The organism is Desulfobulbus elongatus DSM 2908 (assembly GCF_000621145.1).
GTDB classification, from domain to species: Bacteria; Desulfobacterota; Desulfobulbia; order Desulfobulbales; family Desulfobulbaceae; genus Desulfobulbus; species Desulfobulbus elongatus.
In genome coordinates this window covers 27,662-47,337 of record NZ_JHZB01000022.1, presented here as the reverse complement: position 1 = coordinate 47,337, position 19,676 = coordinate 27,662, and the positions used below count along the sequence as shown (strand labels likewise).

At 61.2% G+C, this 19,676-nt stretch carries 16 protein-coding genes and 1 tRNA gene; 11 read left to right on the top strand and 6 right to left on the bottom strand.

The window, feature by feature from the left end:
• Positions 1-213: 213 nt before the first annotated feature.
• The 5 genes from Q362_RS0111780 to Q362_RS0111760 form a co-directional block, all read right to left on the bottom strand.
• Positions 214-1,233, bottom strand: a complete 1,020-nt coding sequence (locus Q362_RS0111780) for an NERD domain-containing protein (protein WP_028318857.1) — start codon at positions 1,231-1,233, stop codon at positions 214-216.
• A 500-nt stretch (positions 1,234-1,733) separates the two neighbouring features.
• Positions 1,734-1,810, bottom strand: a tRNA-Met gene (locus Q362_RS0111775).
• A 37-nt stretch (positions 1,811-1,847) separates the two neighbouring features.
• Positions 1,848-2,318 carry an acyl-CoA thioesterase gene (locus Q362_RS0111770; RefSeq protein WP_028318856.1) on the bottom strand — a complete coding sequence of 157 codons (471 nt, stop codon included), beginning with the start codon at positions 2,316-2,318 and terminating at the stop codon, positions 1,848-1,850.
• On the bottom strand, positions 2,315-3,547 hold the full coding sequence (locus Q362_RS0111765) for a cofactor-independent phosphoglycerate mutase (RefSeq protein ID WP_028318855.1): 1,233 nt from the start codon (positions 3,545-3,547) through the stop codon (positions 2,315-2,317). Before Q362_RS0111765 ends, Q362_RS0111770 begins: the two co-directional genes overlap by 4 nt.
• 28 nt (positions 3,548-3,575) lie before the next feature.
• Positions 3,576-4,880, bottom strand: a complete 1,305-nt coding sequence (locus Q362_RS0111760; RefSeq protein WP_028318854.1) for a homoserine dehydrogenase — start codon at positions 4,878-4,880, stop codon at positions 3,576-3,578.
• A 354-nt stretch (positions 4,881-5,234) separates the two neighbouring features.
• On the opposite strand from Q362_RS0111760, the gene Q362_RS0111755 reads away from it, so the two are divergent.
• The 8 genes from Q362_RS0111755 (at position 5,235) to Q362_RS0111720 (ending at position 14,155) form a co-directional block, all read left to right on the top strand.
• Positions 5,235-5,909, top strand: a complete 675-nt coding sequence (locus Q362_RS0111755) for an adenylate kinase (protein ID WP_028318853.1) — start codon at positions 5,235-5,237, stop codon at positions 5,907-5,909.
• A gap of 100 nt (positions 5,910-6,009) precedes the next feature.
• The gene (locus tag Q362_RS0111750) at positions 6,010-6,594 is read left to right on the top strand and encodes a D-sedoheptulose-7-phosphate isomerase (RefSeq protein WP_028318852.1); all 585 of its coding nucleotides are present in this window, start codon (positions 6,010-6,012) and stop codon (positions 6,592-6,594) included.
• Between the two features lie 40 nt (positions 6,595-6,634).
• Entirely contained in the window at positions 6,635-7,585 is a 951-nt protein-coding gene (locus Q362_RS0111745) for a GSU2086 family protein (protein WP_028318851.1), read from the top strand.
• A gap of 66 nt (positions 7,586-7,651) precedes the next feature.
• Positions 7,652-8,596 carry a hydroxymethylbilane synthase gene (hemC, locus tag Q362_RS0111740; RefSeq protein ID WP_028318850.1) on the top strand — a complete coding sequence of 315 codons (945 nt, stop codon included), beginning with the start codon at positions 7,652-7,654 and terminating at the stop codon, positions 8,594-8,596.
• A 20-nt stretch (positions 8,597-8,616) separates the two neighbouring features.
• On the top strand, positions 8,617-10,194 hold the full coding sequence (gene cobA / locus Q362_RS20380) for a uroporphyrinogen-III C-methyltransferase (RefSeq protein ID WP_035216545.1): 1,578 nt from the start codon (positions 8,617-8,619) through the stop codon (positions 10,192-10,194).
• On the top strand, positions 10,154-10,579 hold the full coding sequence (locus tag Q362_RS0111730; protein ID WP_051554206.1) for a cereblon family protein: 426 nt from the start codon (positions 10,154-10,156) through the stop codon (positions 10,577-10,579). The genes cobA and Q362_RS0111730 overlap by 41 nt, the downstream gene beginning before the upstream one ends.
• Before the next feature lie 208 nt (positions 10,580-10,787).
• Complete coding sequence (locus tag Q362_RS0111725; RefSeq protein ID WP_157470061.1) at positions 10,788-12,557, top strand: FG-GAP repeat domain-containing protein; 1,770 nt, start codon at positions 10,788-10,790, stop codon at positions 12,555-12,557.
• 245 nt (positions 12,558-12,802) lie between these two features.
• Entirely contained in the window at positions 12,803-14,155 is a 1,353-nt protein-coding gene (locus Q362_RS0111720) for a hypothetical protein (RefSeq protein ID WP_028318847.1), read from the top strand.
• A gap of 100 nt (positions 14,156-14,255) precedes the next feature.
• Here Q362_RS0111720 and Q362_RS0111715 read toward each other — a convergent pair whose 3' ends face one another.
• Positions 14,256-16,088 carry a hybrid sensor histidine kinase/response regulator gene (locus Q362_RS0111715; RefSeq protein ID WP_035216534.1) on the bottom strand — a complete coding sequence of 611 codons (1,833 nt, stop codon included), beginning with the start codon at positions 16,086-16,088 and terminating at the stop codon, positions 14,256-14,258.
• Positions 16,089-16,251: 163 nt separating this feature from the next.
• Here Q362_RS0111715 and Q362_RS0111710 point away from each other — a divergent pair, with 163 nt between their 5' ends.
• Genes Q362_RS0111710 through Q362_RS0111700 form a run of 3 tightly spaced genes read left to right on the top strand, consistent with a single transcriptional unit; the run spans position 16,252 to position 19,668 of the window.
• The gene (locus tag Q362_RS0111710; RefSeq protein ID WP_051554204.1) at positions 16,252-16,680 is read left to right on the top strand and encodes a HEAT repeat domain-containing protein; all 429 of its coding nucleotides are present in this window, start codon (positions 16,252-16,254) and stop codon (positions 16,678-16,680) included.
• A complete protein-coding gene (locus tag Q362_RS20375; protein ID WP_051554202.1) occupies positions 16,673-18,655 on the top strand; it encodes an ATP-dependent DNA helicase in 1,983 nt (660 codons plus the stop codon). The genes Q362_RS0111710 and Q362_RS20375 overlap by 8 nt, the downstream gene beginning before the upstream one ends.
• Positions 18,652-19,668: a polyprenyl synthetase family protein gene (locus Q362_RS0111700; RefSeq protein WP_169737417.1), complete on the top strand. Its 1,017-nt coding sequence runs from the start codon at positions 18,652-18,654 to the stop codon at positions 19,666-19,668. The genes Q362_RS20375 and Q362_RS0111700 overlap by 4 nt, the downstream gene beginning before the upstream one ends.
• Positions 19,669-19,676: the final 8 nt, after the last annotated feature.

The window sequence follows — 19,676 nt, the reverse complement described above, 5'->3', positions numbered from 1 at the left end:
CAATTATTATATCAAATTTTCAACCGCAAAACCTATTGCTTATTCACATAATTTTAGTGATTTAAAACAACAACCCTGGTTAGATTCATGAAAAAAACAAAGGCAATAAGTGACAGGGTGATTGTGATTAAAGAAGCAGTGTCTTTCCCCAACCTGTCATGACTTCCAATAAACTTTAACTCCCGATTAATTCAACTGAATAAGGCAGGCCTGTCACCAATTTTCTATGTTAGGTTGCTGAAAAACAACCCATTCATGAGCGCAATTCTGGCATGTCGAGGTATACACCGGGCCTGATTTGTGTATTCGAACTTGATGCGACTGGCATGACGGACAGTTTGCTTTCATAGAGGTATTTGTCCCACATGAGCCGCAGCGGACGTAATAGCCGAATTTGCCATACTGGCCATGAAGATTGCCTGTTTCGCCGCACTTCTTGCAGGCATGATTAGATGGTATCTGATGGGACATTTTTTGCTCTGGCTTCCCAGGAATTGGGTTCATTTGCTGCGGTTGAAATTTCCGATTTGGCTTGACCTGAACTGGTGTGATCTGCGATTGATGTGCCGCCAACTCTGCTGTCAAGGGAGATGTTTGAGCATCGCCCAGGTGACATTTGAGAAGGAACTCACCGATTCCCTTGATCTCTTTCTGACTAAAACGTGGTTTCGCCGTAACGAGACTCTTCATGCGAGAACCCACCAACTTTAGTACTTTTTCTGCTATAAACTCGCTCTTTACCACCCGATCGGTTATCTCCCTAGGCATCTCGTCCCGATGCAGAATCGTACTGCTGGATACCGCACAGAGCGACCTCCAGTCACGCCCACCGATCTGTATTTGAAGCCCTAGAAGTCGACCGAGAAACTTCTCGACGTTGTCCCTTAGCAAATTCTTCAGTAATGCCACCTGCAACTCCGCTTGTCGCACAGGAGATGACATTCCGTACCATTCGCCTCGGTAGCTGCGCGACCATTCCCCATGGCCGTTCACTTTTACCTCCCCGTAAATGCTTTTCGACTCGATCACAACTAATCCACATAGGTGAATCACAAGATGATCAATCTGAGCGCGTTCCCCATTGTATTCGAAGCGCAGATCGTTGATTATCAGAATCGAAGGGTCGTTGCCAAATTCGCGCCGCAAATAGAACGCAACGTCTTTCTCCTGTTGATAGCCGGCTTTTGATCGTTCGTCCTGCCCGACGTGCTCTACTTTCTCCTTAAGAATCATCATTTCTCCTAGATGGTATTACGAAATCTCTTCTGTCCGACCTAGTGTCCGGGCCAACTGACAGGATCGGATGATAAGGGAATAATTTTGACCTTGATAAGAAGCTTTCCGCTCTAAGGTCGTGGTGGTGGTAATATCGGTACCGACCAATTTAATTTCCGAACCAAAAGGGATACCCATTTCCAGAAAATTTGATTGGGCCGCCTGGCATTTAGCATACGAGAGGCCTCTACAGCTTCGGTAACGACCTTGTTTGCTTCATCCCGAACAACCGGGGGATATCTTTGGGGTTGGTCCAGGCGAAGGATGACAATAGCCCAGGTGGGTTCTAACCCTTGGTCAAGTTTAAGGAAATTTTATACCGATTTTTCACATACACCCAAGATTTATATCGTTTAACCAGAATAAATTTGCGCGAGGAAATTTTGAGCGAGGGTAGGAATAGGGTAGGAAAAACAAAAAAGGGTTTAGACCAAAATGATCTAAACCCTTGAATTTCTTGGTAGCGGGGCTAGGATTTGAACCTAGGACCTTCGGGTTATGAGCCCGACGAGCTACCAGACTGCTCCACCCCGCGTCACGGTCTGGCGATAATACCCGATGGGGCTGGAAAGTCAACCATTCTGTTGGCTTGGCGTCCTCTTTTCCAAGATCGCCTTGATCTTTTCCAGCACAACTGGCGGAAAGGGCGTCAGTTTTCCCTGGCGATTGACGCAGGCATGCACGGTGAATCCCCTGACCAGAAGCGTCGCCCGGTCCGCCGTCTCCTGCCGGGAGATGGCGTAATGAAAACGGCAGGTCACCTTGCTCACCTCGACCAGCGAGGTGGCGATGGTGAGCAGGTCGTCGTAGGCGGCCGGCGCCTTGAAGCGAAGGTAGCTCTCGGTCACCGGCAGGATGCAGCCCAGTTCCTCGATGGCGCTGTAGGGCAGGGCCCAAGCGCGCATCATCTCGGTGCGGCCGATTTCGAAATAGCGGAGATAGTTGGCGTTGTAGACCACGCCCGCCGCATCGGTGTCGCCGTAGATCACCCGGTAGGTGGTGGTGAACACCGGTTCCGCCAGGCTGACCTCCAGTTTGCTCATTGGTGCACCTCCCGCTCGACAAAGCGCCGGAAAAAGGCCGCGCCGGAGAGCATGGCCTGCCCGCTTTCCTGTACCGCGGCGAGTACATTGGCCTCGGTGTAGGTCCGGTTGGACGGTACGGCGAGACCACGGGAATCGTAGAGGAACATCGGCACCGGCCAGTCCTCGTGGGTGCGGCGCTGGATCGGCGTGTAATGATCCATGGTCACCACCAGGCGGAAGGGTTCGCCGCGCCGTTCCATCGTCTCGACGATCGGGGCGACGATGCGCCGGTCGAAATCGGCCACCGCCCGCACCTTCTCCTCCACCAGGCCCTGGTGGCCGGTCTCGTCCGGGGCCTCGACATGGACGAGGACGAAATCGTCCTTCTCCAGAATATCGAGCGCCGCCTGGGCCTTGCCCTCGTAGTTGGTGTCGAGGTAGCCGGTGGCGCCGGGCACATCGACCACGGTCAGGCCGCCGAGCACACCCAATCCCTTGAGCAGGTCGACCGCCGAAATCAGGCCGCCCCGGATGCCGAAACGGGCCTCCAGAGTCGCCATGGCCGGCCGCTTGCCCTCGCCCCACAGCCAGATGGCGTTGGCCGTCCGTTTGCCCTGCCGCTGCCGCTCCCGGTTGACCGGATGGTCGGCCAGAATGCGCTCGGCCCTGGCCAGCAGCGGCGGAAAAGCCTCGATCTGCCGGTATGCCTGAAAAAATCCCGCCACGTCCTGATCGGAATGATCGTGGGGCGGCACGGTGGTGAAGCCGGCGGGCACCTCGCCGCGATAGACCAGAAGATGGCGGTAGCTCACGCCCGGATAGAGGCGCAGCAGATCGTTGCCGCATTCGGCCTGGAGCGCCTCGATCAACTGCCGGCTCTCGCCGGTGGTGATGTGGCCGCTGCTGTAGTCGATCATGATCAGGCGGCCGTCGCCCGGCCGGTCGACATGGACCAGATTGCAGCGGAAGGCGGTTTCCGCCGGCGCCAGCTCCACGCCCAGGCTGGCCGCCTCCAGCGGCGCCCGGCCGGTGTAGTATCGCTCCGGCTCGTAGCCCATGAGCGACAGGTTGGCCACGTCGCTGCCCGGCGAATAGCCCTCGGGCACGGTCCGCACCAGGAGCATCTCGGCCTGTTGGGCCAGCCGGTCCATGGTCGGGGTGTCAGCCGCCTCCAGGGGCGTGCGCCCGCCCAGGGCCGGAACGGGCACATCGCCCATGCCGTCGCCGATCAGAAGAATATATTTCATCGCGTCAGACGAGTGCACCCTCGGGGGCTCACTCCTCCTCCAGGATGCGGATCTTGACCACCGGCGCGGTGACGCTGTCGAGCCGGCCGATCTCGTCTAAAGCGGCGCGGATCGCTGATTCCTTGGCACTGTGGGTGACGACCACCAGCGGCACGGCGCCGATCTCCTTGCGGCCCTTCTGGATCACCGACTCGATGCTGATCTCGTGCTTGGCGAGGATGCCGGCGATGGAGGCCAGCACGCCGGGCCGGTCGAGCACGGTGCAGCGGAAATAGTAGGGCCCTTGCAACTCGTCCATGGGGGTGATGCGGCGGACCTGCATCTGATCGGGCAGGTAGGACAGCGCCGGCACCCGGCCGATGGAGCCGCAGGCGATGTTGCGGGCGATGTCGACCACGTCGGCGGCCACGGCGCTGCCGGTGGGGATCATGCCCGCGCCGAGCCCGTACAGCAGGACCTTGCCCACGGTGTCGCCCTGGAAATGGATGGCGTTGAAAGCGCCGTTGATCGAGGCCAACAGGTGGTTCTGCGGCACCATGGTGGGGTGCACCCGGGCCTCGACATGGTCGCCGTGGTTGCGGCTGATGGCCAGCAGCTTGATGCGGCAGCCGAATTCCCGCGCCAGTTCGATGTCCATGGGCTCGATCTGGGCAATGCCCTCGGTGGCGATCTGCTTGTGGGTGATCGGCGTGCCGTAGGCGATGGTCATCAGGATGGCCAGCTTGTGGGCGGTGTCGATGCCTTCGACGTCGTAGGTGGGGTCGGCCTCGGCAAATCCCAGCTTCTGCGCCTCCTTGAGCACCTCGGCAAAGGGGATGCCCTCGTCGGTCATCCGGGTGAGGATGTAGTTGGCGGTGCCGTTCATGATCCCCATGATCGAGAGGATTTTGTTGGCCACCAGCCCCTCCTTGAGGGCCTTGATCACCGGGATGCCGCCGCCGACGCTGGCCTCGAAGCCCACCTCGACCCCCTGCTTGGCCGCGGCGGCGAAGATGTCGGCGCCCTCCTGCGACAAGAGGGCCTTGTTGGCGGTGACCACGTGCTTGCCCGCCGCGATGGCCTGCATGACAAAGGTCTTGGCCGGCTCGATGCCGCCGATCAGCTCGACAATGATGTCGAGATCCGGGTTGTTAATCAGGTCCATGCCGTCCTTGGTCAACGGGATGCCGCTGAATCGCTCCGGCAGTCCGGTGGCGCTGTGATCCGCGATGCCCGCCAGGCGGATGGACATGCCGGTTCGCCTGGCCAGCCGTTGTTGCTGCGACAGCAGCACTTCCGCCAATCCCTTGCCCACGGTGCCAAACCCGATCAATCCGACCCTGATTTCCTTCATACCTGTCATCACCCGAAAAAATTGAAGAAGAGACGCGTCTGCGCCGTTTTCTACCCTCTTTCCGGCGCCTTGTCAAAAAATATGCTCCGGCCCCTCCCGCCGCGCGGGCCAAGCCGGCCGCGCGCCGCCTGCCGCAATGCTGCCATTTTTCTGGCACTATCGGGGCGTATTCCTGTGTTTTGCCCCGCTCATCACTTCGCCTGATCGAAACCATCATTTTTCATGGCGCATTCAACCAAGGTACGGTATATTCATCGGCCAATGAGAGGTCATTCATTTTTCGAACCGATCTTTTTCTTGCAATATAAGGGCGTTACCTAACAATTCTCTGAACAAGACATGGAGGAATCCGGCATGAACATCCTGACTTTCGGTCCGAACGGCAGCGGCAAGGGCACCCAGGGCGCCATCATCAAGGAAAAATACGGCATCGACCACATCGAATCGGGCGCCATTTTCCGCGAGCATATCAAGGGCGGGACCGAATTGGGCAAGAAGGCCAAGGCCTACATCGATCGGGGCGACCTGGTGCCCGACGAGATCACCATTCCGATGGTGCTTGAAACCCTTGCCAAATCGAAGGAAAAAGGCTGGCTGCTCGACGGTTTCCCCCGCTCGCTGGCCCAGGCCGAAGCGCTGGACAAGGCCCTGAAGAATGCCGGCATGAAGCTCGACTACGTGGTCGAGATCATGCTGGACCGCCAGATCGCCAAGGACCGCATCATGGGCCGCCGCCTCTGCGCCAACGACAACAACCATCCCAACCACATCGCCTTCGAGGCCATCAAGCCGGTTGAGAAAGACGGCAAGCTGGTGTGCCGCGTCTGCGGCGGCGATCTGTCCGCCCGCGCCGACGATCAGGACGAGGGCGCCATCAACAAGCGCCACGACATCTACTACGACGACAAGACCGGTACCATGGCCGCGGTCAACTACTTCAAGAAACTGGCCGGCACCCCGGTGATTTCCATTGACGGCTCCAAGAACATCAAGGAAGTCTCCGCCCTGATCATGCAGCAGTTGCCATAAGCGGATCGGCCCATATTCACGAAAAAACGTTTCCGCGCCTTCCTGGCGCGGAAACGTTTTTTTGTTTGACAGCCCCGGCTTTTTCTATATGGTGGGGGACATGAATACACTGCTTTCGACCAATCTGGTCCAGTCCATCATGGCCAAGGAGGCCTTTGTCAAGGAGGCCGCAGACGACATCATCCGCCTGACCGAGTGGATTCGGGAAGTGTTCGAGGACGGCGGCAAGCTGCTCATTTTCGGCAACGGCGGCAGCGCGGCCGACGCCCAGCACCTGGCCGCCGAGTTCGTCAACCGCTTCCTCATCAACCGCCGTCCCCTGCCGGCCCTGGCCCTGACCACCGACACCTCGGTGCTCACCTCCATTGCCAACGATTTTTCCTACGAACTGGTTTTCGCCAAGCAGATTCAGGCCCTGGGCAAGCCGGAAGACCTGACTCTGGGCATCTCCACCTCCGGCACCTCGGCCAATGTGGTCAAGGCCATGCAGGCGGCGCGGGACATCGGCATGAAAACCGTGGCCCTCACCGGCGGCACGGTTCGGCCGGGCGGCGATCTCGCCGCCATCTGCGACCTGGTGCTCAACGTGCCCTCGGATTCGACCCCCCATATCCAGGAAACGCACCTGTGGCTGGAGCATGTGGTCTGCGAGATCGTCGAACGCCAGATGTTCGGCGCCTCCTGACGCTGCCTTCCGTTTTTCCTCCGCATTCCCCGAACCATCCATGGCAAACTATCCCGCTCCCCTTGATTTCAGCGGTCTGCACACCTATTCCGTCCATGGCCGCCACTCCAAGGTCAGCGTCGACGATTTCGCCTCGCCGGTCCAACCGGGCATGACCGTGCGCCAGCTGCTGGCCGCCCTGCCCGCCCAGCTGGCCGGCGCCGACTTCCCCGATCTGGTGCAGCGGATCGCGGCGGCCCGACGCCAGGGCCGGCCGGTCATCCTCGGCATGGGCGCCCATGTGATCAAGGTGGGGCTCAATCCGATCCTGATCGATCTGATGCGGCGGGGTATCCTCACCGCCATCGCCTTGAACGGCGCCGGCATCATCCATGACGCCGAGATCGCCATGGTCGGCCGGACCTCAGAGGAAGTGGCCGATGTCCTCGGTGCCGGTGCCTTCGGTGCCGCCAAGGAAACCGGCGAAGTACTCAACGGCGCCATCGTCGACGGGGCCAGGCGGGGCATCGGCATCGGCCACGCCGTGGGCGAAACCCTGCTGGCCAACCGGTTCCCCCACAACGACCAGAGCCTTTTGGCCATGGCCGCCCAATTAAAAATACCAATAACCGTGCACGTGGCCATGGGCACGGACATCATCCATATCCATCCCTCGGCGGACGGCGGCGCCATCGGCCAGGCCGGCCACCACGATTTCCGGGTCTTCTGCCGCCTGGTCAGCGAACTGGAAGGGGGCGTCTACCTCAATGTGGGCTCGGCGGTGCTCCTGCCCGAGGTCTTCCTCAAGGCGCTCACCGTGGTCCGCAACCTCGGCCATCAGGTCAAGTGTTTCACCACCGCCAACTTCGACTTCATCCGCCACTACCGCCCGGCGACCAACGTGGTCCACCGTCCCACCCTGGAGGGCGGCAAGGGCTTCCATTTCACCGGCCACCACGAACTGATGCTGCCGCTGCTGGCCGCCGCCCTTGTCGACGAAATTGACAAATAACCGTGCAGGCGGTATATCGCCGCTACTGCTTTCCTCGGATCGATTTTTTCGCAACAGGACCGGTGCATGAGAACATTGCTGCGCATAGGGACCCGCGCCAGCCTCCTGGCGGTGACCCAATCCACCTGGGTCAAGAACCGGATCGAACAGGCCCATCCCGGCGTGCGGGTGGAACTGGTTAAAATCACCACCAAGGGCGACCGGATCCTGGACGTGCCGCTGGCCAAGGTCGGCGGCAAGGGGCTCTTCGTCAAGGAGATCGAGGATGCTCTCCTGGCGGGCGAGGTCGATCTGGCCGTGCACTCGATGAAAGATGTGCCCACCGAGCTGCCGGCCGGCTTGCATATCGGCATCATCCCACTACGCGAGACCGCGAAGGACGCCTTCCTCTCGGTCGGATACGACTCGATCGCGGCCCTGCCCGCCGGCGCCACCGTGGGCACCTCCAGCCTGCGGCGCCGGTCGCAACTGGCGGCCCTGCGACCCGATCTCGCCATCGTCGATCTGCGCGGCAATATCGACACCCGGCTGCGCAAGCTCGACGAGGGCGTGTTCGACGCCGTCATCCTGGCCGGGGCCGGCCTGCACCGCCTGGGCCTGGCAAACCGGATCACCGCCCTGCTGGAGCCGGCGCAGATGCTCCCGGCCATCAGCCAGGGCGCGCTGGGCATTGAATTGCGCCGGGACGACGCCGAACTGCTGGCAGGCTTGCAGTTTCTCCACGATCCGGCCACCGCCGTGACCGTGGCCGCCGAACGGGCCTTCCTTCTCCGCCTCGAAGGCGGCTGCCAGGTGCCGATCGGGGCCCATGCCACCCTGGCTGGCGATACCCTGACCCTGACCGGCCTGATCGCCAGCGTCGACGGCCGCGAACTGATCCGCGATCAGGCGAGCGCCCCGGCCGGACAGGCCGCCGAACTCGGTACCGCCCTGGCGGAAACCCTGCTGGCCAGGGGAGGCAAGGCCATCCTCGACGCCGTCTATTGCGCCGGCTCGCCGGCCGCCGAATAATTTTGCAGAAGACCACCTCCGTGACGACTAACACATCTTCCCCCCAAACCGCGACCGGCAAAGTTTATCTCGTTGGAGCCGGTCCCGGCGATCCCGGCCTGATCACCCTGCGCGGCAAATACCTGCTCGAACATGCCGAGGTGGTGGTCTACGACTACCTGGCCAACCCAAAACTGCTCGGATATGTACCGAAAAACGCCCAGTTGATCTACGCCGGCAAGAAGGGCGGCGGCCTGCACGCCTTCACCCAGGAAGGGATCAACCGACTGTTGGTCGACCATGCCAAACAGGGCCGGATGGTGGTGCGGCTCAAGGGCGGCGATCCCTTCATCTTCGGCCGGGGCGCCGAGGAAATCGAGGAGTTGGTAGCCGAGGGCATCGATTTCGAGGTGGTGCCGGGCGTGACCTCGGCCACCGCAGCCGCCACCTACGCCGGCATCCCCATCACCCACCGCGGCTACACCGCCTCGGTGGCCTTCGTCACCGGCCACGAGGACCCGACCAAGAAATTTTCCAATATTTCCTGGGAGAAACTGGCCACCGGCGCAGGCACCATTGTCATCTACATGGGCATCAAGACCCTGCCCGGCATCACCCGCAAACTGATCGATCACGGCCGTTCGCCGGACACGCCGGTGGCGGTGGTCCGCTGGGCCTCGACCCCGCAGCAGCGCTCGGTGGTCGGGACCCTGGCCACCATCTGCGATGTGGTGCAGCAGGCCGACATCAAGCCCCCGGCCCTGATCATCGTCGGCGAGGTGGTCAAGCTCCGCTCCACCATCGACTGGTTCGAGAAGCGGCCGCTGTTCGGCCGGCGGATCGTCGTCACCCGTACCCGAGAGCAGGCCAGCGACCTGGTGGCCCAACTGGAGGAGCAGGGCGCGGAAGTGCTCGAATATTCCACCATCCACATCGAGCCGGTGGACGATTACCGCATCGTCGATGCGGCCATTGCGGAGATCGGCAGCTACCAGTGGCTGCTGTTTACCAGCATCAACGCGGTCACCCACTTCTTCCGGCGGCTGTTCGCCCTGGGCCACGACAGCCGCCTCCTGGCCGGGATCAGCATTGCCGTGGTTGGCAGAGCCACCGCAGAAGAATTGCGAAAATACGGCATCAAGCCGGACCTGCTCCCGGAGAAATTCACCGGCGAGGGGCTGGCCGAGGCACTGCTCCGGACCGAGGTGCAGGGCAACCGCATCCTCCTGCCCCGGGCCCTACGGGCGAACGAAATCCTGCCCGAGATGCTCGCCGATGCCGGCGCCCAGGTGACCATTGCGCCGGTCTACCGCAACGTCCCCCCGCCCGGTCCCAAAGAGGAATTGCGCGATCAATTGCTCGAGGGCTCGATTGACGTGCTCACCTTCACCAGTTCCTCGACCGTGACCAACTTCCTCACCCTGATCGACGCCGCCAACGAGGAGGAACTGCACCGGCTGCTCGACCGGGTGACCATCGCCGCCATCGGGCCGATCACCGCCGAAACCATCCGGGAATACGGTCTGTCGGTCGACATCCAGCCCGAGCGGTATACCATCAGCGACATGGTGCAAGCGATTGTCGCCCATTACCGCACCGCAGCACGCCAAGCCGGTTGAACCGCATGCCTGCCGCAGCCGCCGGCCGGCCGCCACAGTGGGCCGACCACCGACCGCTCATCCGGGCGACTCGTCGAAAAAACGGGAGAATGAGGCCATCCTTTGCGCCGTCTGTGGCACCGAAATCACCCGCCGGCAGCAGGCCACCACGGTCAACGGCCGCCACGAGCACGCCTTTTTCAATCCCGCCGGCATCGCCTTCGAGATCCGCTGTTTCCGCGCGGCACCGGGAACCACGCCCCGCAGCGCCCCATCCGCCGAGTTCACCTGGTTTCCCGGCTACCGCTGGCAGATTGTGCTCTGTGCCGTCTGCCACACCCATCTGGGCTGGTTGTTCAGCAACGACGATTCGTTCTACGGGTTGATCGCCACCCGGCTGACTTGACCGGATCGACCGGATCGGCCCGGAAAGGGGCACCCTTCAGCGCATTCCCCCGGATGGCGCGTTTTTCCGGTCTCCGCTCAGTTTTTTCTTCCCTTTTTGTCCAAAACACAGAAAATTTGAGAAATTTGTGCTATCATCGGCACGGTCAACAATACCCTCTGGTCTTTGCTGACATCCCCTTCTTTTAATTGAGAAAGGAGCACTTACCGTGAATGTTCTCTCTTTGCGCACACCCTTGACCGCCTTGCACCGGACACGATTCCTAGTGACCTTCCTGCTGGGCTGCTGCATGCTCTTTGCCACGGCGGCACACTCGGCTCCGGCGACGCCGGCCCCACCGGCCAAATCCCCGGCGCCGGCCAAACCGCAGGTGATCGTTCTCCCCTTCGACGTCGAAATTCCCGGCTCCTATACCTATCTGCGCAACGGGCTTGCCAGCACCCTGGCCAGCAGGCTCGCCGCGCGGGCCAACGTCGCCGCCATCGCGCAAGGAACGGCTTCCGAGCGGATGGCCAAATCGCTCAAATCCGGCGACCACGTCGCCTTTGCCCAGCAGCTCCGCCAATCCGGGGCCGATTATCTCATCATCGGTTCGCTGGCTCCCAAGAGCAATCAGTTCGAGTTGACCGGCTATGTCTTCACACAGACGTCGGGGCAGACGCCGAAACGATTCCTGCAAAGCTTCAACGCCGTTGACGACGCCATGACAGCCATCGATGAATTGGCCTGGGACATCAGCGGCGCCGTCTTTGACAAACCCCGCCCCGAGATGAAGTCCGGCCCCGCTCAACCCGGCGGCACGAGCGCCTTTCAGACCGCGCATCCCGACCGGGCGTACCGCGAGGGCCACCTTGCCGGCATGACCACCGGGCTCGAGGTGGGCGGCCCGTTCGAGTTGGTCAACACCTTCCGCAGCAGAAGCATTCCCGTCGAGACCATGGACATGAACGTCGGCGATCTGGACGGGGACGGCAAGGAAGAGATCGTGCTGCTGACCACATCGAGCCTGATACTGTACCGCAACGACGACGGCCAGTTCCGCATGCTGGCGACCGTCAACCTGCCCAATCACATCCGTTATCACTCGGTCACCCTGGGGGATGTGAACAAAAACGGCTTGCAGGAAATCTATATCAGCGGCAGCAACCAGGATCTGCCCGACTCCTCCGCCCTGGAATGGAACGGCAAGAAGATGACGTTTCTCTTCGAACACGTCTCCTGGTACCTGCGCACCATGGGGGCGCAGGGCGAGGAACCCGTCCTGATCGGTCAAAGCAGCCTGAGCGACGACCTGGGCGGCAGCAATATCCACCAGATGACGCTCAACCCGGACAACAGCCTGACGGAAGGGGCGCGATTGAACCTGCCCAAGGAAGTGAACATCTTTGACTTCGTCCAGGCCGACATCGAAGGCGGCGGTTCCAAGGTCACCATTGCCCTCGGCAACAACAATCGCCTGCAACTCTACGATACGGTGGGAACCCTGCGCTGGACCAGCCCCGATGCGTTCGGAGCCAGCAACAACTTTTTCGGAACCCTGACCAGCCCCAACAATGCGGCGCTCTCCGAGAAGGAAACGGCCTGGGTACGGACGCGCATCGTGGTGGCCGATCTTGACGGCGACGGCATCAACGATATTCTGGTCGGCCGCAACCGCCTGGAAACCGTGCCGTTCATGCCCAATCTCCGCTATTTCGACGGCGGCTCGCTCTCCGCCCTGACCTGGGAGAGCAACAGCCTGGTCCGCCTCTGGGAGAGCAGGAAAATTCCCGGCTATATCGCCAACTACCAGGTCGCCGGTGCCGACAAGGGCAGCACCGAGTACCGCGTGTACTTCGCCGAGGCGGAAACCAGCTACCCCTTCGTGTTCTGGCACGGCTCCTCAACCTATCTCAACTGTTACACTTTCAAGGTCAAGCCTCACAGCCAGTTATACCTGCAAGATCAACCCGCCGTAACCGGTGATCTTGCCGAATGACCAGGAAATCTTGCCATCCGTTGCCGGGAGTATCAAAAATGTCCGGCAACCTCCCGGTGACAGGAAACATCTGTGCTGAGATGCTCGACATTTCGAACAAAATGATAGTAAAATTTTTTTTACCTGCGGTAAAAAAAACTTGACGGCTAGGCAAACTTACTATACCGTGCAGCCATAACTCATTGAGGGAAAAGGTTTCCCGTTGCTGGGAAACATGCAATGAACAACAGAAAAAGGAGAGGAATATGAAGAAAGTACTTGTTGCAGGCGCGGCCCTGATGCTGGTAAGCGGCATTGCCTCGACCGCTTCCGCCGCCGCTGTCGAACCGGGTGTCAAGATCACCGGTGACGCCCGTGTCCGTCTGTGGTACATGAGCGACGAATACAAAGATGGTTATGGCAATAAGAGCCCCAATGTCGGCCATTATGGTTCGCAAACCAACATGGACTCCCGTGTCCGCCTCAACGTCACCGGCACCGCTGCCGGCGGCGCCTATGCTAAGGCCCGCATCCGTATGTACGAGAGCCTGATGGGCGACAACGACACTGATCCTTCGCCTCTCGGTTCGAAATCCGGTGACATCTGGGTCGACATGGCCTATGTCGGTATTCCCTTCAGCGACATGTTCACTCTGGAAGTCGGTAAATATCGTTCCACCTATGGTCCCCAACCGACGACCTACAACTTCTTCTACGACGATGTCCATCTGACCGGTTTCCGTGGCATCGTCAAGGTCGACAACGTTGAGATCAACCCCTTTGTCGAGTGGATGGAAGAGGCTCAGAGTGACGATGTGAGCCCCCAGGATAAAAACGAGGATAACGACGAAATTCGTTTTGGTGTCCACGCCAAGGCCAAGCTGAACAAGGATTGGACCATCGGCGGCATGGTCGGTTACCAAACGGATGAACGTGTGGAAACCCTTGGTGTTTTTGAAGCCAACGAGGGCTTCTTCGGCTCCATTTATGCCGCCGGCAAGAGCGGGCAGTTCGGTTTTTATGGCGAACTCGCGGTCACTGGCAGCGATATCAACGGGTTCAACTCCTGGTATGATGATAGCAACTTGGATATTACTAAGGTCGATAACATCGGCTCCGACGATACCGGCTTTGGCGGCTATATTTTCCCGAACTATCAGATCGACAAGCTGAACATCGGTCTGAACATCGGTTTCACCCAGGATGGCTTCCAGCCGGACACTGCTTTCGGTTTTGTCATGCTCGGCTCCAAGGATAACAGTAAAATCTCCAACTATAGCATTGGTGCGGGTGGCGACTGGCTGTGGGCCGGCCTGGTGGCCTCCTACCAAATCAAAGAAGATCTCAAGCTGACCGGTAACATTGTCTATGCGGATATTGACGCTTGGTCTGGAACCAATCCGCTGGGCGAGGGTCCCAAAGGTGCATGGGCTGGCACAAATAACCGTGAAGCTCTCGACAGCGCCTGGGAGCTTTCCGCCATCCTGCAATACACCATCAGCAAAGGTGCGGATGTCTATTTCTCCGCCGGTTACCTGATTCCGGATTTTGCGTATGACTACATGCAAGAAGACGATGCAGCTTTTGCTGCCATGAGCCGCTTCGAGCTCAAGTTCTAAGACGGTTTCAAAGGTTCAATCTCGTCAGACTAAAGAGGGGGAAGGACGTTGTCCTTTCCCCTCTTTTTTTCTTCCCATTTCAAGCCCGGCTGTTCCTGATCTACCTCGAGGCGGAAGGCAGAACGATTCTCGCTTGCATCCCGCCGTTGTCCTCGCTTTCCAGGACCAACTCCCCTGCGTGATCCTCGACGATTCGTCGCACCAACGCCAAGCCCATGCCGGTGCCGATGATCTTGGTAGTGTAGAAAGGATCGGTGGCATGCCCTATGTTTTCCCGGTTCATCCCCAGACCGGTGTCAGTCAGAATAATCACGACCTGCTCTTCCTTCTCCACAACTTCCACCGTGAGCTCGCCTCCCTGCGGCATGGCTTCGATACTGTTGCGGATCAGGTGCACCAGCGCCTGCTGAATCTGCCGGGGGTCAACCTTGACCAGCGGGTCGTGTTCCGGGAAAAGAACCGTTTTCCGTATCTTCCGGTCGTTGAGTGCATTGAAGTGCAGGAGGAGGGCTTTCCGGATCAACGGCAACAGATGCGTGCGTTCCAGCACGGGCTTGCTCCGCTCGACAAAATTAAACAGGTCCTCCAGGGTTTTCTCGATTTTTTCCGCTTCCCCCGCCATCATGGACAGAAACTGCAACCACTCGGGGTTATCGATTTTTCGGGCCAGCAGTCGCGCCGTTCCGCCGATGGCCGTGATCGGGTTGCGGATGGAGTGGGCCAGTTGCGCCGCCATGTGGCCCAGGGCCGAGTATCGCTCGGTCTCCACCAGCAGGTCCTTGTTTTTCTGCAGCTCGCTGGTCACCTCTTCCAGTTCCTTGATCTTGCGCTGCATGGCCATATACAGTCGGCAATGCTCGATGGCCAGGCTGGCCTGGCTGGCAAAACTCTCGAGGGCATGGATCTGCACCTCGTCGATCGGGGCACGACTGACAAAATGGTCGGCAATGATCACGCCCAATGCCCTGCTGGGCGAAAACAGCGGCACGACCACGAAGCTGTCTTCCTGAAGGAGCCCGAGGAGTTCGAGGGGCACCGTATGCGTGCACTGGCCGTCGATCACGTTGATCGGCTGCCGGTCCCGGACCGCGCGGATCAAGATGTGGTTGCTGTTCCGCGCCTCGACCCGCAGGGCGCGGACAATCCGGTTGATCTCGGCATGAGCCTCCTGGGCATACGCCTGGGCGCCGGACGCGAGAGCGGGCAGTTCGCCCTCACCCATTGCCAATCCCGGCCATGTGGGCCGACTGTCGTCGCGGCTGCCGGGTCCGATCGCCAGCCGGCCTTCCAGAAGGATGCCGGATTCGTCGAAGAGGGCAAGAAACGCGCGGTTGAATTGCAGCCCCTCCTGCGCGGTGATCCCGACAAGGATGGCATGGAGGATCTCGTCCAGTTCCGTGGTGCTCAGGTAGGCGGTATTCATCTTCACGGCCAACGCATGGGCCAAGCGGATGCGGAAGGTGGCCTGCTCGATCTGTCGCTGGTAGAGACGATTGCGAATGGTCAGGCGCCGCTTCTCCAGAACGCGGTGCACGGTTGTCAGAAGATCGGTGAAGCGGACCGGTTTGGTGAGGTAATCGTCGGCACCGTACCGAAGACAGGCGAGCGCGGTCTGCAGGTCGGTGACCGCTGTCAGCATGATCACCGCCAGATCCGGGTCATCACGTTTCAACTCCGGCAAAAGCGTGGTGCCATCGGCATCGGGCAGACCGATATCGAGAAGCACCAGGGCCACCTTGCGTTCGGCCAACTGGCGGCGCAACGCGTCGGCGGAACCGGCATTGACGGTCGCGAGCCCCCGCTGCCCCAAAAAATCCTGGACCAGGCCGACAATGTCGGGAAAATCGTCGACGATGACGATGCACTCGTCCCCGTCAAGCAATTCATCCTCGGCAACAGCCGAAGGAGGCGGAGAGAGCTGCGGTTCGATCATGGTCCGGCCACGGTGGGGTTATCTGTATTTGCCCGTTTCTTTCGCACTTTTCTACTCACGAAAAAAAATTGTGTCAAGCAACCCCTCCGGCCATTCTCGGATTGCCCCTCCGGACCGCCCGTGGTATTGGACAGGGACCGTCTTTTTCGAATCAGAATGTCCCATGGCCGATCAGTCTCCCACCACCTCCCAATCGTCCGAGATCAGCGACGATGTCGTGCGGCAGGTCATCGCCGACTTCCTCGCCCTGGGGCATGTGGACAACATCGTGGCCATGGTGCGCCAGGAACCCCGCTATCTTGCCTGGACCGGACAATTGCTCGAGGACGAGCGCTATGCGGTCCGGCTCGGCGTGGCCGTCCTCTTCGAGCATCTGACCGCGATCTGCCCCGAACATCTTTTCCTGGCCGTGCCCGGACTGACCGTGCAATTGTGCCATCCCCTCGCCCGGGTGCGCGGGGAAGCGGCCAGCGTCCTCGGCACCATTGCCACCGACGAGGCCCTGGCCGTCCTGCCCCCCCTGCTGCACGACCCGTCGCCCCAGGTTGTCGAAGTCGTGCGCGACATTCTGGATTCCACCGGACATGGATAGAGTCTTCGGCCCGGACGGCCTGCTGGCCCGCCACTTGGCGCCCTATCAATACCGGCCCGGTCAGTTGGAAATGGCGCAGGCGGTGGCCCGATTGCTCGATGAACCGGAGGACGATGCCGCCGACCGGGCGTCCTGCCTGGTGATCGAGGCGGAAACCGGCTTGGGCAAGACGCTGGCCTACCTGATTCCCGCCGTGCTCAGCGGCCAGCGGGTGGTGGTCTCCACCAACACCCGCAATCTCCAGGACCAGATCCTCCAGCGCGAGATCCCGTTCATCCGGGAACGGATCGCCCCGGACCTCAAGGCGCTGTGCGTCAAGGGCCGGCAAAACTATCTCTGCCTCTACCGCTGGCGCCAGCTTCAGGCCGCCGGCCAGGCCGACCTCCTTGCCGGTGGCGAGGAAGAGTCCATCGAATCCTGGCTCGGCGAGACCGTGCACGGTGACCGTTCCGAACTGCATTGGCTCGGGTCCGGGTCGCCGCTGTGGCAGCGGATCTGCTGCCAGTCCCATTTCTGCCTCGGCAGCCAGTGCCCGGAAGCCACTGGCTGCCTGCTCAACCGCTTGCGCCGCGATGCCGCCGCCAGCCAGTTGCTGATCGTCAACCATCACCTGCTCTTTTCCGATCTCGCCGTGCGCAGGACCGGGTACGGCGAGGTGCTGCCCCGCTACGAGACCGTGCTCTTCGACGAGGCCCATCATGTCGAGAACGTGGCCACCACCTTTTTCGGCTTCACCTTTTCCCGTTTCCAGGTCCTCGATCTGTGCGGCGACGTGGAGCGCAGCAGCGCCGCCGACCTCCCCGGCACCCGGAGCGAGGGGCTTCTCGCCGCGGCCGGCCATCTCAAGGGTAGTGCCGAACGGTTCACCGCCGCCTTTCCCGAACACAAGGGACGGTTTCCGCTCCAGGAGGTGCTCACCGGTCATCCGGAAGTCGCTGCCCTGCACGACGATCTGAAAACGGCCCTGGAGCGGCTCGTCCAGTCCCTGGAAACCATTCCGGACGGAGAAGGACCGTGGTCGCAATACGCCGACCGCGCCTGGGAACTGGTTGGCCGCCTCGAAAAAATCACCGTCGAGCGCTTCGACGACGTGGCGCCGGAGGAGATCGGCCACACCTACTGGTACGAGCGGACCGACCGCAACCTGACCCTGTACGCCACGCCGGTGGATGTGGCCGCGGAACTGCACGACGCCCTCTTCACCCAGGTCCGCCACTGCGTCTTCACCTCGGCGACCCTGACCACCGGCGGCAACTTCCGCTATGTCCTCGAACGGCTCGGCCTGCCGGCGGACACCCCGACTCTCTCCTTGGCCTCGCCCTTCGACTATGCCGGCCGGACCCTGCTCTACGTGCCCGGTACTCCCTTCCCCGAACCGACGGCGCCGGGATATTCCGCGGCCCTGCACGAATGCCTGGCCGACCTGATCGGTCTCGCCGGCGGGCGGACCCTAGCCCTTTTCACCTCGCTGGCCGCCATGGACCAGGCCTACCGCGCCCTCCGCGACCGGCTGTCCTATCCCCTGCTCATCCAGGGCGAGGCGCCCCGCCGCGTGCTGCTGCACCGGTTCTGCCGGGAGACCGCTTCGGTGCTCCTGGCCGTGTCCAGCTTCTGGGAAGGGGTCGATGTGCCCGGCGAGGCGCTCAGTCTGGTCATCATCGACAAATTACCGTTTGAAGTCCCGAGCGACCCTGTTATTATGGCCCGCATGAATCGAATCAAGGCTTTGGGCGGCAATCCGTTCAACGACTACCAGGTGCCGCGCGCCATCCTGACCCTGCGCCAGGGGGTGGGCAGACTGATGCGCACCGCCGACGACCGGGGCGTCATCGCCATCCTCGATACCCGGCTGTTCAGCAAGGGATACGGCCGGCAGTTCCGCCGCAGCCTGCCGCCCAGCCCCGTTTCCCGGGACCTGGACGATGTGGCGGCCTTTTTCCGGAACGAGACCGCGCAATGCGGACGGCCAGCATGACCCCGCCAACACCCAGGCAGACTGCGGACCTGCGCACCGCGACCGCAGCCATCGCCGGCCGGGTCGAGGCCGTGATGCGTGACGACCTGGCAACGGCACTCGCCGGATGCGATCCCCTGCTCGTCGAGGTCATCCGGTACACCCTGTTCACCGGCGGCAAACGGATCCGCCCCCTGCTCACCGTGCTCAGTTCCCGCTGCTGCGGCCGGGACGACAACGATCTCTACCTGTTGGCCGCTGCCTTTGAATATCTCCATGTGGCCACCCTGGTGCACGACGACGTCATCGACCGGGCGGCGCAACGGCGGGGCCAGGCCACGGTGGTGGCCCGTTTCGGGCTGACCGCCGCCATCCTGGCGGGCGATTGGCTGCATGCCCGCAGCATGTACCTGATCGGCCGGCTCGCCGGCCCGAGCGGGCTGGAAATCTTCTGCGCCGCCACCCTGTCGATGGTCAACGGCGAATTCGTGCAACTCCGCCTGGTCGGCGACACCAAGAGCGATGAACAACAGTATTTCGAGGTGATCCGCCAGAAAACCGGCAACCTCATCGCCTCCACCTGTGCCGTGGGCGCCCTTTTTGCCGGCGCGGACGAGCGGCGCGTGCAGGCGCTGACCGCCTATGGCGACCTGATCGGCGCCGCCTTTCAGGTCGTGGACGACCTCCTCGATTTCCAGGGCGATCCGGGCACCACCGGCAAAAAGACCGGCAACGATTTCGTGGAAGGCAAGATGACGCTGCCCCTGCTCCATGCCCTCAGGCAGGCCAGCGAAACGGACCGCCACAGCATCGAGGAACTGCTCGCCTCGGACCGGACCGATCCCGCCTCCTACCGGCAGGTGGTGGCCCTGATCGCACGCTACGACGGTTTTGCCGGCGCCGCCGATGAAGCCCGGCGTCTGATCGACCGGGCGATCGCCGCCCTCGCGCCCGTCACCCGCGCAGGCGGCGAGGATGAGAGTATCCGGCTGTTGCGGGAACTGGCCCTCTACATCCTCGCCCGCAACAAGTAGTCCGCCCC